This window comes from Oceanobacillus piezotolerans (assembly GCF_003665065.1).
Taxonomy (GTDB): domain Bacteria; phylum Bacillota; class Bacilli; order Bacillales; family Amphibacillaceae; genus Oceanobacillus; species Oceanobacillus piezotolerans.
The window spans coordinates 452332-472349 of record NZ_RCHR01000001.1 but is presented as its reverse complement, the minus strand read 5'-3'; the positions used below and the strand labels follow the sequence as shown (position 1 = coordinate 472349).

15 protein-coding genes and 2 pseudogenes are annotated in these 20018 nt (G+C 37.4%); 4 read left to right on the top strand and 13 right to left on the bottom strand.

Annotated features, from left to right (window positions below):
• The first annotated feature begins 5 nt into the window (after nt 1-5).
• Nucleotides 6-1376 (top strand): aldehyde dehydrogenase, encoded by a 1371-nt coding sequence (locus D8M04_RS02375; RefSeq protein WP_121521035.1) that lies wholly within the window; start codon nt 6-8, stop codon nt 1374-1376.
• Between the two features lie 33 nt (nt 1377-1409).
• Here the strand turns inward: D8M04_RS02375 and D8M04_RS02370 are convergent, their stop codons facing one another.
• The 5 genes and pseudogenes from D8M04_RS02370 to D8M04_RS02345 form a co-directional block, all read right to left on the bottom strand.
• On the bottom strand, nt 1410-2660 hold the full coding sequence (locus D8M04_RS02370; protein ID WP_121521033.1) for a DNA polymerase IV: 1251 nt from the start codon (nt 2658-2660) through the stop codon (nt 1410-1412).
• Nucleotides 2661-2777: 117 nt separating this feature from the next.
• The gene (locus tag D8M04_RS02365; protein ID WP_121521031.1) at nt 2778-3905 is read right to left on the bottom strand and encodes a M20/M25/M40 family metallo-hydrolase; all 1128 of its coding nucleotides are present in this window, start codon (nt 3903-3905) and stop codon (nt 2778-2780) included.
• A gap of 42 nt (nt 3906-3947) precedes the next feature.
• Nucleotides 3948-4595 (bottom strand): annotated as a pseudogene (locus D8M04_RS02360) (carboxyl transferase domain-containing protein); the annotation flags it as partial.
• Nucleotides 4596-4859: 264 nt separating this feature from the next.
• Nucleotides 4860-5640 (bottom strand): annotated as a pseudogene (gene mce, locus D8M04_RS20110) (methylmalonyl-CoA epimerase); the annotation flags it as partial.
• Nucleotides 5641-5651: 11 nt separating this feature from the next.
• Nucleotides 5652-7292 carry an acyl-CoA mutase large subunit family protein gene (locus D8M04_RS02345; protein WP_121521027.1) on the bottom strand — a complete coding sequence of 547 codons (1641 nt, stop codon included), beginning with the start codon at nt 7290-7292 and terminating at the stop codon, nt 5652-5654.
• 138 nt (nt 7293-7430) lie between these two features.
• On the opposite strand from D8M04_RS02345, the gene prli42 reads away from it, so the two are divergent.
• Nucleotides 7431-7580 (top strand): stressosome-associated protein Prli42, encoded by a 150-nt coding sequence (prli42, locus tag D8M04_RS02340; protein WP_121521025.1) that lies wholly within the window; start codon nt 7431-7433, stop codon nt 7578-7580.
• A gap of 602 nt (nt 7581-8182) precedes the next feature.
• Here the strand turns inward: prli42 and D8M04_RS02335 are convergent.
• The 7 genes from D8M04_RS02335 to D8M04_RS02305 form a co-directional block, all read right to left on the bottom strand.
• On the bottom strand, nt 8183-8614 hold the full coding sequence (locus D8M04_RS02335) for a BrxA/BrxB family bacilliredoxin (RefSeq protein ID WP_121521023.1): 432 nt from the start codon (nt 8612-8614) through the stop codon (nt 8183-8185).
• Nucleotides 8615-8698: 84 nt separating this feature from the next.
• A complete protein-coding gene (locus D8M04_RS02330; protein ID WP_121521021.1) occupies nt 8699-9955 on the bottom strand; it encodes a dihydrolipoamide acetyltransferase family protein in 1257 nt (418 codons plus the stop codon).
• Nucleotides 9956-9978: 23 nt separating this feature from the next.
• Entirely contained in the window at nt 9979-10962 is a 984-nt protein-coding gene (locus tag D8M04_RS02325; RefSeq protein ID WP_121521019.1) for an alpha-ketoacid dehydrogenase subunit beta, read from the bottom strand.
• An 11-nt stretch (nt 10963-10973) separates the two neighbouring features.
• The gene (locus D8M04_RS02320; RefSeq protein WP_121521017.1) at nt 10974-11960 is read right to left on the bottom strand and encodes a thiamine pyrophosphate-dependent dehydrogenase E1 component subunit alpha; all 987 of its coding nucleotides are present in this window, start codon (nt 11958-11960) and stop codon (nt 10974-10976) included.
• Between the two features lie 67 nt (nt 11961-12027).
• Nucleotides 12028-13452, bottom strand: coding sequence for a dihydrolipoyl dehydrogenase (gene lpdA, locus D8M04_RS02315; protein WP_121521015.1), 1425 nt, complete (start codon nt 13450-13452; stop codon nt 12028-12030).
• 142 nt (nt 13453-13594) lie between these two features.
• Nucleotides 13595-14692, bottom strand: a complete 1098-nt coding sequence (locus tag D8M04_RS02310; protein WP_121521013.1) for a Leu/Phe/Val dehydrogenase — start codon at nt 14690-14692, stop codon at nt 13595-13597.
• A gap of 157 nt (nt 14693-14849) precedes the next feature.
• The gene (locus D8M04_RS02305) at nt 14850-16895 is read right to left on the bottom strand and encodes a sigma-54 interaction domain-containing protein (RefSeq protein ID WP_121521011.1); all 2046 of its coding nucleotides are present in this window, start codon (nt 16893-16895) and stop codon (nt 14850-14852) included.
• 194 nt (nt 16896-17089) lie between these two features.
• On the opposite strand from D8M04_RS02305, the gene D8M04_RS02300 reads away from it, so the two are divergent.
• Nucleotides 17090-17332 (top strand): DUF2627 family protein, encoded by a 243-nt coding sequence (locus tag D8M04_RS02300; protein WP_342772614.1) that lies wholly within the window; start codon nt 17090-17092, stop codon nt 17330-17332.
• 167 nt (nt 17333-17499) lie between these two features.
• Nucleotides 17500-18846, top strand: coding sequence for an aspartate kinase (locus D8M04_RS02295; RefSeq protein WP_121521009.1), 1347 nt, complete (start codon nt 17500-17502; stop codon nt 18844-18846).
• 190 nt (nt 18847-19036) lie between these two features.
• Here D8M04_RS02295 and spo0A read toward each other — a convergent pair whose 3' ends face one another.
• Nucleotides 19037-19813 carry a sporulation transcription factor Spo0A gene (gene spo0A / locus D8M04_RS02290; RefSeq protein ID WP_121521007.1) on the bottom strand — a complete coding sequence of 259 codons (777 nt, stop codon included), beginning with the start codon at nt 19811-19813 and terminating at the stop codon, nt 19037-19039.
• Nucleotides 19814-20018 lie beyond the last annotated feature (205 nt).

Here is a 20018-nt window from a genome sequence, read left to right as displayed (position 1 = left end):
CTAGTATGGAGCGAATAAAACAAATAGTAGAAGATGCACATACCTATTTCAGGCATGGGAATACCATGACATATGAATTCCGAAAAAAACAACTGGAAAAGCTAAAAGATATGCTAAAAAAGAATGAATCGAAGTTCTACCGTGCTTTAAGGCTAGATCTAAATAAATCTAAACATGAAGCATTAATGACCGAGATCGGCTTCTTATATACTGAGATTGATTTCGCAATTAAAAACCTTCGTCACTGGATGACTCCCGAGAAAGTTACTGCTCCAATGACACATAAAGGGACAAAAAACTATATCATGAAAGAACCGTATGGCGTTGCTTTAATTATCTCACCATGGAACTATCCATTACAATTGGCCGTAGCACCTGCTATTGGTGCCATTGCTGCAGGTAATTGTGTTATTTTAAAACCATCTGAGCATGCTAAAGCAACTTCATCCTTACTTGCTGAACTAATCAAAACAACATTTGATTCATCGTATTTTGCTGTTATTGAGGGAGAAAAAGAAGTAAGTTTAGCCTTACTCAAAGAAAAAGTAGACTATATTTTCTTTACGGGAAGTACAAAGGTTGGTAAAGAAGTCATGAAGGCTGCAAGTGAGCATCTTACACCAGTAACATTAGAGCTGGGAGGGAAGAGCCCTGCAATTGTAGATGAAGACGCTAATATTAATCTAGCAGCTAAACGGATAGCTTGGGGAAAATTTACGAATGCAGGTCAGACGTGTGTTGCACCTGACTATGTTTTTGTCCATGATAAAGTCAAGTTTAAATTCCTGAAATCAATGAAAAGATACATTCGTGCTTTTTATGGAAGAAATCCGTTGCGCAATGCAGACTATACACGAATTATTAATGAGCCGCATTTTGATAGATTGTCGAGGTTTTTAACCAATGGAACCATTATACATGGTGGGAATGCAAGCAGAGAGACACTGATGATTGAACCTACTATTTTAGATGGGATTACTTTCGAAGATCCAATTATGCAGGAGGAAATATTTGGTCCTATTCTGCCGGTAGTTAGCTTTTCCAGCTTAGACGACGCCCTGTATAAAATAAAAATGGGTGAAAAGCCGCTCGCATTATATTATTTTGGTGAGAATGAAACAATCCAGCAGCAAGTTATTGAATATGTTTCCTTTGGTGGGGGTTCCATTAATGATACCTTTTTCCATTTAGCAAACCCACATCTTCCATTTGGAGGAGTCGGAGCAAGTGGTACTGGAGCATATCATGGAAAATATAGTTTTGATACATTCTCACACACCAAGAGTATTTTAAAGCAAACAACAAAATTTGACCTGCCCTTCCGTTATCCGGGTGGAAAAGTGAATGACAAAGTCTTAAAAGGTATAATGAAATAGAGAAGTAGTCTTTACTTAAGCTACTTCTCTACTCTATTTCTTAAAATCATCTAAGAAATCCTTTTGAAAGCTAGTTCGGGGTTGATCATTATTTGTATCTATTCCCTGTATACGAATAAAAGGATTCTCCCCATATTTCTCTGTAAGCTTATCTATCGTACTAAATAGAGTTTCTTTACTCGCATCATCTTCATACGTAAACAAATCTAATTGCTTACCTATATTTTGTTTTTCCTCCACGTCTTGAACAGTAATCCCTAATAATCGGATTGGCTCTTCCGTCCAATGTCTATGGAATAAATCCTGAGCAATGATCAATATTTCTTCTTTCTTATCAATATAACTTTGGAGCTTCTTGCTTCTAGTAATGGTTTTCCTATTATGGTAGCGAATCATGAGCTGAACAGACTTACCTGCTACATTTTTTCGTTTCATTCGCCTTTCGACATTATCAGCCAATTGGGTCATTAGCTTGTTAATTTGGTCAATATCTATTGTATCTTCAGGCAGGGTTTGAGAATTTCCAATACTTTTAAAGTCGTAGATAGCATCAGGATCTACCGGTCTAAGATCAATGCCATTCGCTCGGTTCTTCAAGCGCTCACCGTTTATTCCGAATACCTGTTTTAATTGATAGGTATCTGATTTTGCTAAATCACCTATTGTTTCAATTCCCAGTGCATTTAACTTATCCGCTGTTTTCTCACCAACGCCATACATCTGGCTAACAGATAGTGGCCATAATGTTTTGTTTAATTCCCGTTTACGCAGTACGGTAATTCCGAGTGGTTTCTTCATATCCGACCCCATTTTAGCCAGGAACTTATTTGGTGCAATTCCTATACTGCACGGCAAGTCCAATTCCATTAGAATTTTTTGTTGCAAAACATGAGCTAATTCTAAAGCATTATTGGATTGATGAACATCCGTAACATCCATATATCCTTCATCAATCGATACAGGCTGCACGTAAGGGGTGATTTCAGACAAAATTCTAAATAGTTCCCTAGAGGCGGCACGATAACGATCGAAGTTTGGTTTCATCACAATTAGATCTGGGCAAAGTTTTTTCGCTTGCCAAATATTCATGGTGGTTTTAACCCCTTTAGCTCTTGCCTCATAACTGCTAGTTACGATGACCCCTCTTCTTTCTTCCGGATTCCCTGCAATTGCTATAGGTTTCCCCTTCAAACTTGGATTATATGCCATTTCAACGGATGCATAAAAGCAATTCATATCAATATGAAATATTATTCGGCCCTTCCTCTGATTAGAAACTGCCATTGTTCAAACATCCTTTTTTGGGTTCAGAGAAGTCACAACTTCCTGTGTACCCTTTTTTCTATAATCATTATAACACAGAAAGACACCCTTTTTTCTTTTGGAAGGGTGTCTTGGTCATTAACTATTTGCAACTTCTTGAATGATGGCAACTACTAACTCTGTCACTTTAACTAAGTTCGCTACAGAAATTCGTTCGTCTGTTGTATGAATTCCTTCATATCCTACTGCAAGATTTACCGTAGGAATTCCAAAGCTAGCAATAACATTAGCATCGCTTCCTCCACCACTTTTCAGCAGCTTGCTCTCTCTGCCAATTGCTTTAGCGGCTTTTCTAGCAATTTCTACTACTTGATCGCCTGCGTTCTGTTTATACCCAGGATACATTATCTTCACATTGACATCCGCTTCACCGCCAAAACTCTTAGCTGTTTCTTCAAATGCTTTTTTCATTTTGTCAACCTGTGCTTCCATTTTTTCAGGTACAAGTGAACGAGCTTCTGCCAAGATTTCTACATGATCTACCACAATGTTTGTCTGCTTTCCACCTTCAAAGCGTCCAATATTTGCAGTTGTTTCCTCATCAATTCTCCCCAGTGGCATTTTCGAAATGGCTTTTGCCGCTATGGTGATAGCAGAGATTCCTTTTTCCGGCTCTACACCAGCATGTGCTGTTTTTCCTTTTATAATGGCAGAAATTTTTGCTTGTGTTGGAGCGGCTATAATAATGTCTCCTACTTCACCATTACTATCTAGTGCATAGCCGTACTTTGCATGAATCATCTTTGGATCTAATGCTTTCGCTCCTACTAGACCAGATTCTTCTCCAACGGTAATAATAAATTGAATATCTCCATGCTTGGTATCTTGCTCCTTGATCAAGCGAAGCGTTTCGATAATAGCTGCTAAACCAGCTTTGTCATCAGCACCTAATATTGTTGTACCGTCTGAGACTATCTGTCCATCTACAATAGATGGCTTGATATTATTACCTGGTACAACTGTGTCCATGTGAGAAGTGAAATAAATTGGATCTACTCCTTCCTTATTTCCCTTTAAAGTGCAAATTAAGTTTCCGGCTCCATGGCCTGTTCGTTCTTTACTATCATCCTCTATCACATGAACACCTAACTCAGAGAATTTTTGCTTTAAAACAGCAGCTATATTTCCTTCATGCTTTGTTTCAGAATTCACTTTAACTAAGTCAAAAAATTCTTTTACTAATCTTTCTTCGTTCACTGTTGTCATTATCATAACCTCCTGATACTAGGTTACTACAAGTTCATTTTTTTACAAAGGAATATTACCGTGCTTCCTGTAAGGTCTATTCTCCTGTTTATTTTCCAGCATCTCTAACGCTTGTATAAGTTTAATCCTGGTTTCCCTTGGATTAATCACATCATTTATCATTCCTAAACCTGCAGCAATATATGGGTTAGCAAACTTTTCTCGGTAAGCATTAATTTTAACCTTTCTAGTTTGCTCCGTATTATCGCTTTCTGCTATTTCTTTTGCGAAAATAATATTTGCTGCTCCTTCTGGCCCCATAACCGCTATCTCTGTGTTGGCCAAGCATAGACAAGATTTGCCCCAATAGATTTACTATTTAAAGCCACATAAGCCCCATCAATGGCCTTTCGTGTTATTATTGTTATTTTAGGAACGGTTGTTTCAGAATAGGCATAAAGTATCTTCACTCCATGTCGAATAATCCCGCCATGTTCCTGCTGTACACCGGGGAAGAAGCCAGTAACATCCTCAAATGTAATAATAGGAATATTAAAGGAGTCACAGAAACGGATAAATCTTGCAGCCTTGTCACTCGAATCAATATCAAGCCCACCAGCTAAATACTTGGGTTGCAAACTAAACCACTCCCCGCCCTTTTATTCGGGCAAATCCAACTACAATATTTTTAGCAAAATGCTCATGGATTTCCAAGAGAACTATCATCGTCTTTTGCACAAGATTTTACAGTTTATGGTGGAGCCCTTGGTGAAATGCATGGAAAGAAGATAGCAGCAGTAATGGACCAGTTATAACCCCTTCTCCTTTTGTATAATTATGATTCATTCCAAAGTCCGAAGACCGGGTTTCAATAAATGGGTTTAACTCAACAAATGTTTCATCATCAAGCAAGTATGTAATCCGCTCTCTTTCTGTCATATTTCCCTTAGCATGCTGCTTTTCAATTCGTTCATCGCCACTGAAAGATTTCGGATGAATAAATGCAACCTGTGTTTTGTGGGCGCCTTCTTTTGGTTTCTCATTTATAAGTTGCAACCCTTGCGCTTTTAACTGCTTTAAACGTTCTTCAATCTCGTCTACTTCTAAGGCAATATGATGAATTCCTGGTCCTCTTTTTTTAGAAAAGTCTTTATTGGGGAATCTTCATGTAATGGCTCTAACAGTTCTAATTGTGTATCCCCAATTTTAATAAATGCTATTTTCACTCCTTCTGATTCTACTTCCTCTACCCCTATTAGCTCCATTCCTAATACATCCGTATATAACCCCAAAGATTCATCAATGGAAGGAACCGCTACTCCATATGAGCTATCTTTTTTGGTGGCTGATTCTGCTTTTTCCCTGGTTCAATCAGTTCTTTAATATAGTTAGCAAGTAAATCTGTCGATGATCCACTTGTAAAGATCTTCTTTACTCCTTTTTCCAAAAGGTAAGGAATATCTTCACTAGGTATTACCCCGCCACCAATGACAGGAATATCTGCTGCGTCTCTTTTTTCTAATTCTTCAATTACCTTAGGAAATAAAGTTTTATGCGCACCTGAAAGAGAAGATAATCCAATAACATCTACATCCTCCTGTATTGCCGCTTGTGCAATTTGAACTGGAGATTGACGAAGCCCCGTATAGATAACCTCCATTCCATGATCTCTTAATGCTTGTGAAATGACCAATGCACCTCGGTCATGCCCATCTAGCCCTGGCTTAGCAACTAACACCCGAATCTTTTTCCCCATCTAAATCCTCCTTAAACTCCAGTGTATTCTCCAAATTCTTCTCTAAAAACATTGCATATTTCTCCTACTGAGCAATAGGCTTTGACTGCTTCCAATATTGCAGGCATTAAATTTACTTGTGGCTGACATGCATCATCTCTTAATGTAGCCAATGCTTTTTGTACAGCATTTTCATCTCTTTCATGCTTTATTTTAATAAGAGAAGCGATTTGTTCTTTCTCCAATGTTTCATCAACTTTAAGAAGATCCGGTTCTACTTCCTCTTCTAATTGAAATTTATTAAGCCCTACGATAATTTCTTCTTGATTTTCAATGTTCTTTTGAATCTGATATGCATTTTGATGTATTTCTCGCTGCATATATCCTTCTTCAACGGCTTTTACTGCTCCACCAATGTCGTCAATTCTCTCTAAATATTTTTGAACCTCTTTTTCTATTTCAAGAGTCAACGATTCAACATAGTAAGAACCCGCTAATGGATCAATTGTATCCGCGACGCCACTTTCATATGCAATGATTTGCTGTGTACGCAATGCAATACGAGCGGATTCTTCAGTCGGTAATGACAATGCCTCGTCTCGGGAGTTTGTATGCAGACTTTGAGTGCCTCCCAACACTGCAGCAAGCGCCTGCATAGTTACACGCACAATGTTGTTATCGGGTTGTTGAGCTGTCAATGTAGAACCACCAGTTTGGGTATGAAAACGCAGCTTCCAGCTTTTCTCACTTTTAGCGTGATAGCGTTCTTTCATAATCTTAGCCCATATCCGTCTAGCTGCCCGGAATTTAGCTATTTCTTCAAAGAAATTATTATGAGCATTAAAGAAAAAGGCTAACCTTGGTGCAAAATCATCTACTTCTAGTCCTGATTCAATAGCAGCGTCTACGTAAGCCATACCATTCGCAATTGTGAATGCGACTTCTTGTACCGCATTGGACCCAGCTTCCCGGATATGATAGCCGGAGATACTAATTGTATTAAATTTTGGCACGTAATCATGACAGAATTCAAAGATATTAGTAATAAGGCGCATAGACGGCTTTGGCGGGAAAATATAGGTTCCCCTTGCTATATACTCTTTTAAAATATCATTTTGTATCGTTCCAGTTAATTTTGAAAGGGAAACACCTTGTTTGTCACCTACAGCTAAATACATACAAAGCAACACAGATGCAGGGGCATTAATCGTCATCGACGTACTAACTTTATCTAGTGGAATACCATCAAGCAATTGTTCCATATCGGCTAGCGTATCGATAGCGACCCCTACCTTCCCAACTTCTCCTTCTGACATAGCATCATCAGAGTCATAGCCAATTTGTGTTGGTAAATCAAATGCGATCGATAAGCCTGTCTGTCCTTGCTCTAATAAATAGCGAAAGCGCTTATTTGTTTCTTTTGCAGAACCAAATCCTGCGTACTGTCTCATTGTCCATAAGCGACTGCGGTACATCGTTGACTGAATACCCCTTGTGTAAGGATATTCTCCAGGATATCCTAGCTGATTGCTTTCCGGCTCAGAATCGTAGAGACGTTTTACTTTAATGCTAGAGGAGGTTGTAAAATTCTGCGACCTCTCAGGAAAGCGCTTTAAAGTTTGATCCACCAATTTCTCCCAATTTGCTTTTTCAGCATGATGTTTCTCATCCATAAAGGAAGTGCCTCCTTTCCCTTATTTTCTAACAATACTCTATATATTATTTTTTCGATCTCTTTTTAGTACTTGTCCAGAGTTAATTTTCAAGTTACAATGAAAGTAGGTTTCGCTGGATTTAAAGGAGGACTTAATTTGGCTAGTACTACATCAAATAAAAATAATCATATGACTAAAAGACAATCCAAACGCGCAAAAAGACAAAAATTAATCGTTTATATTATGATTCTTGCTATGGTTCTGTCTACAATAACAGCAGGATTAGCATATTTTATTTATTTATAAAAATCCTTCAACTAAAAAATGCAAAGACTATTTACCTGGATAGGTAGTCTTTGCTTTTTTTGATTTGTGTATTGTTTTTTATAAAATGATTCATAGTTGATAGAAAATGTTGATTAACTGAATTTAGAATAGTGCTGAGAACCGCTACGGAAATACACTACGCTTTCCGCGGGCGCTGTTGAGCCTCCTCGAGACTAACGTCTCTGTGGGGTCTCAACTAGGCTTTTCATCCCGCAGGAGTCTCCGTGTATTTCCTTCGCTGAATTGTGCTTTTTCATCTTTAAACAATTTATAGAGGAAACACTACCCAGCTATAATGAGGTGATTGCAGCGGAGGGCAGTCGACTCCTGCGGGAAAAGCAACAGCCGAAGACCCCGCAGGAAGCGGTTTTCTTCCGAGGAGGCTGAGGCGTTGCCCGCGGAAAGCGTACTGCCCGCAGCGGAAATCACGAGCACATATTTTCAATGTGTTTCCGGGCGTTTTATGCACTATCTTGAATTAAACTAATCAGAAGTTTATCCAAAATTTGTTTTATTTACTACACTTTTGTTTTCATAATAAAAAAGGTAATTCTATAATTAGAATCACCTTTTAAACGTTATTAAACTTCTTCGCAATATTTATCAAATACTTCTTGAAGCTTGCTCGTAACTTCCATAGGGCTGTGTCCTTCAATATCATGGCGTTCTACCATAGTAACAACCTTGCCATCTTTCATTAAAGCAAATGAAGGGGATGAAGGAGGAAAACCTTCAAAATATTCTCTAGCTCTTTCTGTTGCTTCAGCATCCTGGCCCGCAAATACTGTAACCAGATGATCGGGACGTTTGTCGAAATGAATAGAATTAGCAGCTGCTGGTCTTGCTACTCCTCCAGCACAACCACAAGTAGAGTTTATCATTACTAGGGTCGTACCCTCTTTTGCAAATGCTTGATCTACTTCTTCAGGTGTTGTTAACTCATCATAGCCCGCCTCTACTATATCTTTCCTTGCAGCATTAACAATGTCGTTCATGAACAAATTAAAATCCATAATATCCCTCTCCTTACCGCAGAATATAAATGCCTAATCTTAGATTAACAAGATTAATTATTTAATTCAATATTTTTTACTTATTCAATAAATCGAAATGGTATCTTCATTCATTTTTTCCAGCGTTTGCTTAATTTCTCTTAAAAATTGTCCACATATCAGACCATCCAGTATTCGATGATCAAGTGAAAGACAAAGATTAACCATGTCTCTTGCTGCGAACATATTATTTATAATTACAGGGCGTTTAACAATTGACTCTACTTGCAATATAGCTGCCTGTGGATGATTAATAATTCCCATGGATTGGATAGAGCCGAAAGAACCAGTATTATTCACTGTAAAGGTACCACCTTGAATATCCTCTTGTGTAAGTCGTTTCTCCCTTGCCTTCATTGCCAACTCATGTATATCTCTCGCAATTCCTTTTATACTTTTCTCATCTGCATGCTTAATAACAGGTACAAATAACGAATCATTTGCTGCAACAGCAATGGATAGATGGACATCCTTGCGCTGGATGATTTTATCTCCAGCCCAAGTACTATTTAGTTGAGGATATTTCTTTAGGGCTGTAGCAACGGCTTTTACGAAGAAAGCAAAATAAGTAAGATTAAACCCTTCTTTCCGCTTAAATTCATCCTTTTTACTATCTCGAAAAGATACTAAGTCTGTAACATCTACCTCCACTGTCATCCAAGCATGAGGAATTTCTTGTTTTGACCGAACCATCTTCTCACTTATGGCTCTTCGTACTCCAGTTACAGGGATTTCTATATCCCCATCGAGAGCAGCTGAAACTGATTCAGCAGGAGCGGTTGACTTGCCTTTATTACTTTCATGGGATTCACGAGGTTGTGATGGATTATTTGTTGAATTTGTTATACCTGTCTCAAGGAGCTTTTCAATATCCTTGCGGGTAATTCTGCCACCTCTTCCTGTTCCCATAACAGAAGTTAAATCAATATCATTCTCTTGTGCTAATCTTAAGACAGCAGGAGAGTATCTCTTTTTCATGGAATGATCTGTATGATCAGTATTTTGTTTTTCTAATACTACATTTTCTTTATTTTCATGCTCAGTCGTTACACTATCATTTCCTTCTACTTCAATAATACATATAACATCACCGACAGCTACAGTTTTCCCTTCCTCCACTGTTAATTCGACTATTTTTCCAGTGAAAGATGAAGGCACTTCCGCATTTACTTTATCTGTCAATACTTCTGCTATTGGATCATATTTATTGACTTTATCTCCTACACTTACAAGCCAAGTACTAATTGTTCCTTCTGTTACACTTTCCCCGAGTTGGGGCATGGTTATTTTTTCTGTAGTCACCTGAGTATCCCTCCAATTCCAATTTAGAATTCAGCTAAATCGCGCATTGCCTTTTCACATTTTTCCGGATTAATCATAAAAAACTTCTCCATAGTAGGTGCATACGGCATTGCCGGTACATCAGGGCCCGCGAGTCTTTTGATCGGCGCATCTAAATCAAACAAACAATTTTCAGCTATAATAGCAGCCACTTCTCCAATAATGCTTCCTTCTTTATTATCTTCCGTAATTAACAACACTTTTCCAGTCTTTTTAGCTGCTTCAATAATGGAATCTTTGTCAAGCGGATACACCGTACGTAGATCAAGAATATGAGTGCTAATTCCTTCCTTTTCCAATTTTTCTGCTGCTTGCAGGGCAAAGTGAACACATAAACCATATGTGATTACCGTAATATCTGCACCTTCGCGCTTTACCTCTGCTTTGCCAATTGGTAGAGTATAGTCTTCTTCCGGAACTTCTCCCTTTAATAGGCGATAGGCTCGTTTATGCTCAAAGAAAAGAACAGGATCATTATCTCGTATAGCACTTTTAAGAAGTCCTTTAGCATCATATGGAGTGGAAGGCATGACAATCTTTAGCCCTGGTTGATTAGCAAATATAGCTTCCACTGATTGAGAATGATAGAGTGCCCCGTGAACTCCACCACCATACGGAGCTCTTATCGTCATAGGAACGTTCCAATCATTGTTCGAGCGATAACGAATTTTGGCTGCTTCTGATATAATTTGGTTTACAGCAGGAAGGATGAAATCTGCAAACTGCATCTCCGCAACGGGACGCATTCCATACATAGCGGCACCTATTCCTACACCCGCTATGGCAGACTCGGACAATGGAGTATCTAAAACGCGGTACTCGCCAAATTCATCATACAAGCCATCAGTAGCCCGAAAAACACCGCCTTTCTTCCCTACGTCTTCTCCTAATACAAATACTTTTTCATCTCTTAGCATTTCTTCTCTCAGAGCGGATGTTATTGCCTGAATATATGTCATAATTGCCATTTAATTCCCCCCTATTCTTCATAAACATAACGTAATGCATGTTCTGGATCTGCATATGCAGCTGACTCTGCATAATCAGTTGCTTCGTTCACTATTTCCATGATCTTTTGATTTATGGATTCTATTATTTCTTCATTTAAGACATTGACATCTCTTAGATAATCTGCAAATGTTACGATAGCATCTTGCTTTTTCGCCTCATTGACTTCATCTTTTTCTCTGTACTTGTCATCATCATCGCTGGAATGAGCAGTTAATCGATAAGATACAGCTTCTATTAGTGTTGGACCCTCACCATTCACAGCTCTATTTCTCGCCTGCTTTACAGCCTCGTAGACTGCCAATGGATCATTTCCATCCACAGTAACCCCTGGCATTCCATAGCTACTCGCCCGTATGGATACATTCTCACTTGCTATTTGTTTTTCCATAGGTACGGAGATAGCATATTTATTATTCTCTACCATGGTAATCACTGGCAGTTTATGAACTCCAGCAAAGTTTAATCCTTCATGAAAGTCACCCTGGTTGGAGGATCCTTCACCTAATGTCACAAATGATACGAAGTTTTTATTTTCCATTTTACTAGCTAACGCAACACCAACTGCATGGGGAACCTGTGTCGTAACAGGTGAAGAACCAGTTAAAATACGATTCTTCTTCTGCCCAAAATGGCCTGGCATTTGTCTACCGCCTGAATTAGGATCCTCTGCTTTGGCAAAAGCTGACAACATTAACTCTTTTGCTGTCATCCCAAATGATAATACAACCCCTAAATCACGATAATATGGAGCAATATAGTCAATTTCTCTATTTAAAGCAAAGCTGGCACCTACTTGTGCTGCTTCTTGTCCTTGACAGGAAATGACGAAAGGAATCTTTCCCGAACGATTTAATAGCCACATCCGTTCATCTAATCTTCTAGCGAGTAGCATCATTTCGTAGATAGAAAGAACTTGTTCATCTGTCATACCTAACATTTCATGCCTATTCTTCATATAAGTGCCTCCCTTTATTTATCCAATAGGTGGACAGTAATTTTTTCACTGTGCCACATTTACCTCTTTATCCGTGGATTTGCTTTCCGTCAACAGCTAAGGCAGCTTCACCTATCACTTCGGACAATGTCGGATGCGGATGGATTGTCTGGGATATCTCCCATGGTGTGGCATTCAATACCATTGCAAGACTTGCTTCAGATATCATATCTGTTACATGCGGTCCTATCATGTGAACACCAAGTATATCGTCTGTTTCTTTATCCCCAATCACTTTAACAAATCCTTCTTTCTCACCATGTACCAATGCCTTCCCTATCGCCTTAAATGGGAATTTTCCAACCTTCACATTGTATCCTTGCTGTAACGCTTGTTGTTCTGTTAAACCAATACTAGCAACCTCGGGATGAGAATAGATACAACTGGCAATATGGAGATAATTTAATGGAGTAGGATTTTCATTTGCCATATGCTCTACTGCAACGATCCCTTCATGAGAAGCAACGTGAGCCAGCTGCATTCCTCCTATTACATCTCCTATAGCGTAAATGTGAGATTCCTTCGTTTGACAAAATTCATTTGTTTGAATAAAACCATTTTCCAATTCAATATCTGTATTTTCCAGACCAATATTCTCTATGTTTGCTTTCCTTCCTACAGAAACCAATATTTTCTCGGAAGAAATTGTTTCTATTTCACCATTCCTGTCTACATCTATCCTTACATTGGAATGATCTTTAACTAAGGACTCTGGCAGCACCTTTGTTCCTTTCATAAACTTTATGCCTTTTTTCTTTAGTAGTCTTTCCACTTCTTTGGAAATTTCTTCATCCACAGCAGGTAAGATTCTATCCAAATATTCTACTATAGTTACTTCAACGCCAAAGTCTGCTAGCATGGAAGCCCATTCAATGCCAATAGCTCCAGCTCCAATTATAACGATAGAACTAGGTAGCTCCTCCATAGTTAATGCATGATCCGAATGAAGCACTTGTGTACCGTCAATCTCTAAATTAGGCAATGTCCTAGGAGAGGAACCAGTTGCAATAATAACCTGCTTAGGTATAAGAATTGAATTCTCCTCTCCATTTTCATATTCTACTGAGATGGTACCAGGAATTGGAGAAAAAATACTTGAACCTAAAATACGCCCAATTCCCTTGAAAACTTCAATATTATTTTTTTTCATTAAACCTTGTACTCCCAGGTGGAGATTAGAAATGGTGTTCTCTTTCCTTTCTTGAATCTTCTGGAAATTCAGACGAACATTATCTGTTTCAATTCCATATTCTATTGCATGTTTTGTTTGTCTATAAATCTCTGCACTGCGCAAAAGGGCTTTTGATGGGATACACCCCTTGTGCAAACATGTGCCCCCTAAATCTTCTTTCTCTACAACGGCTACTTTCATTCCTAGTTGTGCTGCTCTAATTGCTGCAACATACCCACCGGTTCCCCCGCCAAGAACTACTAAGTCGAATGATTCTGTCATTTATCAAACGCTCCTTTATTGTACCTTTTTAAAACAAAAGAATGGAAAAATTATTGGATCGATTACTGCAGATGATTTGGCTTTAGGTGGTTAATATCTCTATCAGAGGGCGAAACATCCCCCTGATAGAGTAGATTTCACATTACTTTCTTCTGCTTAATACATGATGTTCATTTCTTAAAAATTGTCTTCTTGATTTTCTGACAGATTCAATCCGCTCTTCAGCCATACGGTCTGCAGCTAAATAAGTCGGTATACCATCTCTCTTAGAAATCTCAAAAACATTCATTACGCTATCATAAATCATTTCAACCTTTTTAAGAACTCGCTCTCGATTATAACCATATAATTCATCTGCAACATTGATTACTCCCCCAGCATTAATAATATAGTCAGGAGCATATACAACTCCCTTTTCGAAAAGAATATCTCCATGTGAAGAACGTTGCAATTGGTTATTTGCAGAACCAGCAATTACCTTCGCTGTTATTCTGTTTATCGTATTATCATTAATAGTTGCACCTAGCGCACAAGGTGCATAAATATCACATTCTACATCGTATATATCATTAGGGTCTACTGCTTTTGCCCCAAATGCTTCTACCGCACGTTGTACTGCTGTTTGGTTGATATCTGTTACTATAAGTTTAGCACCTTCGCGATGAAGATATTCACATAGTGTATAAGCAACGTTTCCTACACCTTGTACAGCAATCGTTCTTCCCTCTAAGGAATCATCACCAAATGCTTCCTTCGCTGCAGCTTTCATTCCCCTGTAAACACCATATGCAGTAATAGGTGATGGATTTCCAGAGGATCCAAACTCAGGTGATATACCAGTCACATAATCTGTTTCTTGATGAATAATATCCATATCTTTCACTGTTGTACCAACATCTTCAGCTGTGATATACCTGCCATTGAGACTCTGAATATACCTGCCAAACGCACGGAATAATTCTGGATTCTTATCAGTCTTTGGATTACCAATAATTACCGTTTTACCACCGCCTAAGTCTAATCCTGCAGCAGCGTTTTTGTAAGTCATTCCTTTCGCAAGTCTAAGTGCATCAATAATGGCATCTTCTTCAGTTTGATATGTCCACATCCTAGTTCCACCTAGCGCTGGGCCAATCGTTGTATCATGTATAGCAATAATAGCTTTTAAACCTGAATTTTTGTCCTGGCAAAAAACCAATTGTTCATAATCATATTCTTCCATATTCTTAAAGATTTCCATATCTTTATCCCCCTTAAATGTTCTTTAAAGAAAGCCCCATAAACTAGCAAGCAAAACTCATGCCAACAATACAATTAATGTAAGCGCTTCATTTATTAGTAAGTTAATTATATTAATCTGCAATATATTTCAATCATGCAAAAACTTGCATGCAATCCTATTCTAGATTATACTTTTCTAACTTATAATACAAGTTTCGAATAGATATTTTTAAAGTTTCAGCTGTTTTTGTTTTATTATAATCATGGTACATATAAATTTGCTGAATATAGTCCTTCTCAGACTGCTCCATTACTTGTTGTAATGACTGGATAGGAAATTTAGATGAATCAGATTTTCCAGTTTTCAGCTTTGAAGAACTCAATTCTAATTGGGGAATGTGCCGACTTTCAATAATCTCTTCATTGTTGCCCATATAAATCATTGTTCTTCCCAAAATATTTTCTAGTTCTCTTACATTTCCGGGCCAGTCATAATTCTGTAATTTCGCTAATGCACCTTCACTGATATCTTGTACATTTCTCCCATAATCTTGATTGATCTTTTGTATGATATGCCTTGCCAAGTCAGGTAAATCAGATTGTCTTTCCTTTAACGTAGGAATATAAATCGGTAAACGATTTAAGCGATAATAAAGATCCTCCCGAAAAGTTTTATTAACGATAGCACGCTCCAAGTTTAAATTGGTTGCAGCGATAATTCGTACATCAACAATAATTGGGGAAGTACCCCCAACTCGGATGATTTCGTTTTCTTGCAATACCCGAAGAAGCTTTGCCTGCATGTTTAAAGAGAGTTCCCCGATCTCATCTAGAAAAATACTGCCATGGTTTGCTTCTTCAAATAGACCTTTTTTTCCACCTGACTTAGCACCTGAAAAAGCTCCTTCTTCATAACCAAATAATTCACTTTCTAGAATAGACTCAGCAATCGCTGCACAATTGACCCGGATAAACTTATTATGCTTACGGTTACTTTCATTATGGATGGCATGTGCAAATAATTCCTTCCCAGTACCTGACTCTCCCCTTAACAAAACAATTGCTGGTGTTTTGGCCCCAACTTTAGCTTGTTCAAGTGCCAATGTCATTTCCTGTGAAGTTCCGATAATATCATCAAATGTGTATTTGGCCTGCAAACTTCGAATAATTTGCCGAGCTATTTTCAATTCCTTCGTAAGTGATTTAATTTCCGTTACATCATGAATAATACCTATGCTTCCCTTTACTTTGCCCTTAACAATAACTGGTGCTACATTAACTATTACATCCTTCTTTTTAGGTCCGACTTTCATCCTAACACCCCGGAAGGATTTTTTTGTTTCAAGCACCTTCATATGGATACTTTCCCCTTCAGATATATCTGTGGTTGCGGGTTTACCTATGACCTCTTTTTCGGCCAAGCCAGTAAGGCGGGTATAAGCAGGATTAATCATTAAGCCTAATCCCTTTTCATCAACTACACTTATAGCTTCTTCCGACGATTTAATTATAGCTTCAAACATTGTCTTTATTTCATTTAGGTCGGTATTCTCTTCAGCTAATTTTATTACTTCTGTAAGGTCTTTGAAGACAGCAAAAGCTCCAACTAACTTATTGTCAGCATTTATCACTGGTATACGAGTAGTAATAACATTTTTTCCATTCTCGAGCCGAAATGGTTGGTTTATTTCTTTTTCTTTAGTCTTTAGAACATTTAACAAATTTGTATTACTTATAATAGAGTCCATCGGCTTGCCAATTAATACATTCCTGCTTATTCCTAACATCTCTAATGCGCTATCATTGGCAAATTCTATATTTCCTTTGCTATTAATAATAATCATGCCATCATGTATATGACTTAATATTAGCTCTTGGTTCTTTAATAACTGTTGGAATTGATCTAGTAACGACTCTTTCTCATCAAATAATTCAGAAATAATGTAAGCGATGGAGCCAGGTATAACAATAGATTGGCTTACCTTCATCAAATCTTCTAATACTTGTTTATCACCTGTTGCTTCAATAATAATATCAGCTTTTGACAACCATTTCTCATATGCATAATCAGTAGGAATTTGATGGTTATTTGCTAACTCTATTCCTGGAGCATTGGCATTTTTATCAATAATTGCTATAATTTCCATGCTTTTGATTTCTAGAAAGATTTTTAATAAAATACTTCCTCCCTTACCTGCACCAATAATCAGAACTTTTTTCATCCCATCCCCCCTGCAAATTCTTGCATGACTCTATCATACGTGATTATGCAAAATTTAGCCAAGATGTTATGAGTCTCAGTTAAAAAATACTAAAAAACACATTACCCTTTATGATAACTAAATGTTGGTTTCTCTAACTATTTTTCTTAAAATTTGATATACTTAACTTGACTGATGTTACAAGGGGAATCATAATGAGAATCGTTGCTTTACTTTTACTATTCATTCCTGGCTTATTGGCTGTATATGGTATTAAATTAATGCGTGATGCTATCTTTGCAGAATATTATCATGTTCTACTCAACTCAGGGGTACAGTTTCTAGTCGGTCTGCTTTTGTTTGGATTTGGACTTGCTTTTATCGGGGGATTCGTAATCTATCGGGATCGTAAGAATAATTATCGTGCAATTAAAAATAAAGATGAAAAAGATGGATAATGCACCATCTTTTTTTATACTTTTAGAGATGTAATTAATTAGAGAGTTAAAGTAATCTACATATTAGTGAAGTGCCTTAAGGGGGAGCCAAGTATTAAAAAATTCCCCCTAGATTTATCGAATTATTGTGTTATTATTAAAAATAATGTTTAAATGGGGGACCAGTAATGAAAGTAGCAAAATTTGGAGGTAGTTCGGTTGCAAATGCAACACAAATAAAAAAAGTAGGAGAAATTATTAAAGGAGACCAGGAACGGAAATTCATCGTGGTTTCTGCACCTGGCAAACGACATAAAGATGATTTTAAAATGACAGATATGCTAATCAAAATGGGGACAGCCTATATTAGTAATGAAGAATACGAGGAGTACTTTACTAAAGTATTGGGACGATTTAATGAGATTATTTTAGAACTTAATCTCTCTCAAACACTTATCGAAGAAATTGAAGTTACCATAAAGCAAACACTTGCGTTGAACGTAGACTCAAATATGAAGATGGATGCTATTAAAGCAATTGGAGAGGATTCCAATGCAAAAATTATCAGTGCGTATTTGTCAGATATCGGCATTTCATCTTCCTACATAAATCCTAAAGAAGCGGGTATCATTGTTAGTGATGAACCAGGTAACGCCCGAATTTTACCAGATAGCCTAGCGAAAATTTACACGCTCCGTGATAAAGATGGTGTATTTGTAATACCTGGATTTTTTGGATATTCTGAGGAAGGCAAGTTAGTTACCTTCTCCCGGGGTGGATCAGATATTACTGGTTCTATTATTGCCGCGGGTGTTCAGGCTTCTCTGTATGAGAATTTTACAGATGTTAACTCGGTTTATACTGTTAATCCTAATATTGTTGAAAATCCAAAGGAAATTACTACTCTAACCTATAAAGAAATGAGGGAGTTATCTTACGCAGGATTCTCCGTTTTCCATGATGAAGCACTTATTCCAGCAATTAGGGCGAGGATACCTGTATGTATTAAAAATACAAATAATCCAGAAGCAAGAGGTACTTACATTGTTGCTGAAAGAGAAGTAAATGATCAGTGCGTTTCTGGAATTGCAAGTGATACAGGTTTTTGCAGCTTATACGTAAGTAAATATCTCATGAATAGAGAAATAGGTTTTGGTCGTAAATTGCTAAATATTCTAGAAGACGAAGGAATATCCTTTGAACATGCACCATCTGGAATAGACAATATGTCGGTCATTATTAGGGAAAGAAATTTGACACCTGAGAAAGAGGAAATGATTATAAATCGCATTAATAATGAATTGCATCCAGATACAGTAAGTCTTCAACGTGGAATTGCAGTCATTATGGTTGTTGGTGAAGGACTTGTAAATACGATCGGTGTTGCTAATAAAGCTACATCTGCGTTTGTAAAAGCGAATGTGAATATTGAGATGATTAACCAAGGTTCGTCAGAGGTATCCATGATGTTTGGGATTCAGGCTAACGACTTAGACAAAGCAATTACCGCATTGTATCATTCATTTTTTGATTGAAAAACAATAATTTCTTAACCTGTGGCCAAATCCATGGTTGGATTTATAAGGCAGGTATAGATATGTATTTAACTTCAGGAGAAATACCTCCTCCGGGAGTATACTTAACTGATTTAATTTTTGGAACCAAGCAAATATGTGCCACTGTCAATAAAAAATATTACTGTACAGTTCTGTACAGTAATATTTTTTAGCTTGCTTTATGTTCCAGGCGAAGTCGATCGGCTACCATTGCAATGAACTCTGAATTAGTTGGCTTCGCTTTAGAAATATTAATCGTATAACCAAATAAAGCTGATATAGATTCAATATTCCCTCTGCTCCAGGCAACTTCTATTGCATGTCGTATAGCTCTTTCTACTCTGGATGCTGTTGTATTAAACTTTTTCGCTATGGCTGGATACAATACCTTAGTGATGGAACCGAGGAGCTCAATGTCATTATAAACCATCGTAATGGCTTCTCTTAAATACATATATCCTTTAATATGAGCAGGAACCCCAATTTCATGGATAATATTCGTAATGCTTGCTTCTAAATCTTGTTTTTTCTCCTTTTTCGTTGGCTTCTTCACCGTTGATTGTACTACCTGATTCCCTTCCACTTGACGTACTTGATCTGCCAAATGACCTAAATCAAATGGTTTTAAGATAAAGTAAGACGCCCCTAAGTTAACTGCCTTTTTCATCACTTCTTCTTGCCCAAAAGCGGTAAGCATTATGACATTTGGTTTACTGCTTTTATCACTATTTCTGATTTCATTTAATACAGCCAATCCATCTACGTGCGGCATAATAATATCTAAAATTAATACATCAGGATTTAATTCATCCAACATGGATAAACAGTCTCTACCATTGTATGCAGTACCAATAACTTCAATATCTTCTAAATCACTAAAATATTCTTCCATCATTTGAATAAGTTCACGATTATCATCCACTAAGCAAACTGAAATTTTATCCAACCAAAGCTCCTCCTTTAATCTTATATCCACATAAACATATTCTACAAATTTTCTAATTATCCTTTTTTTTATTCAAAATCATTCAATAATTTTATTCATTCTTTTGTTTATAACATATAGTGCCAACATTAGGGGACTATTATTTTGAAAACGCGCATTCACTCGTCCTTTAGCGAATACTTGTTGAGCTAAAATCACACAAAAA

Excerpts from the sequence above, each read along its gene's own strand:
- D8M04_RS02345 (WP_121521027.1), bottom strand. The coding sequence starts at position 7,292 with ATGGATGAGAAACATCATGCTGAAAAAGCAAATTGGGAGAAATTGGTG.
- D8M04_RS02370 (WP_121521033.1), bottom strand. The coding sequence starts at position 2,660 with ATGGCAGTTTCTAATCAGAGGAAGGGCCGAATAATATTTCATATTGAT.
- D8M04_RS02305 (WP_121521011.1), bottom strand. The coding sequence starts at position 16,895 with ATGAAAAAAGTTCTGATTATTGGTGCAGGTAAGGGAGGAAGTATTTTA.
- lpdA (WP_121521015.1), bottom strand. The coding sequence starts at position 13,452 with ATGACAGAATCATTCGACTTAGTAGTTCTTGGCGGGGGAACCGGTGGG.
- D8M04_RS02300 (WP_342772614.1), top strand. The coding sequence starts at position 17,090 with ATGAGAATCGTTGCTTTACTTTTACTATTCATTCCTGGCTTATTGGCT.
- D8M04_RS02325 (WP_121521019.1), bottom strand. The coding sequence starts at position 10,962 with ATGGCAATTATGACATATATTCAGGCAATAACATCCGCTCTGAGAGAA.
- D8M04_RS02295 (WP_121521009.1), top strand. The coding sequence starts at position 17,500 with ATGAAAGTAGCAAAATTTGGAGGTAGTTCGGTTGCAAATGCAACACAA.
- D8M04_RS02375 (WP_121521035.1), top strand. The coding sequence starts at position 6 with ATGGAGCGAATAAAACAAATAGTAGAAGATGCACATACCTATTTCAGG.
- D8M04_RS02320 (WP_121521017.1), bottom strand. The coding sequence starts at position 11,960 with ATGAAGAATAGGCATGAAATGTTAGGTATGACAGATGAACAAGTTCTT.
- D8M04_RS02335 (WP_121521023.1), bottom strand. The coding sequence starts at position 8,614 with ATGGATTTTAATTTGTTCATGAACGACATTGTTAATGCTGCAAGGAAA.
- D8M04_RS02365 (WP_121521031.1), bottom strand. The coding sequence starts at position 3,905 with ATGACAACAGTGAACGAAGAAAGATTAGTAAAAGAATTTTTTGACTTA.
- D8M04_RS02310 (WP_121521013.1), bottom strand. The coding sequence starts at position 14,692 with ATGGAAATCTTTAAGAATATGGAAGAATATGATTATGAACAATTGGTT.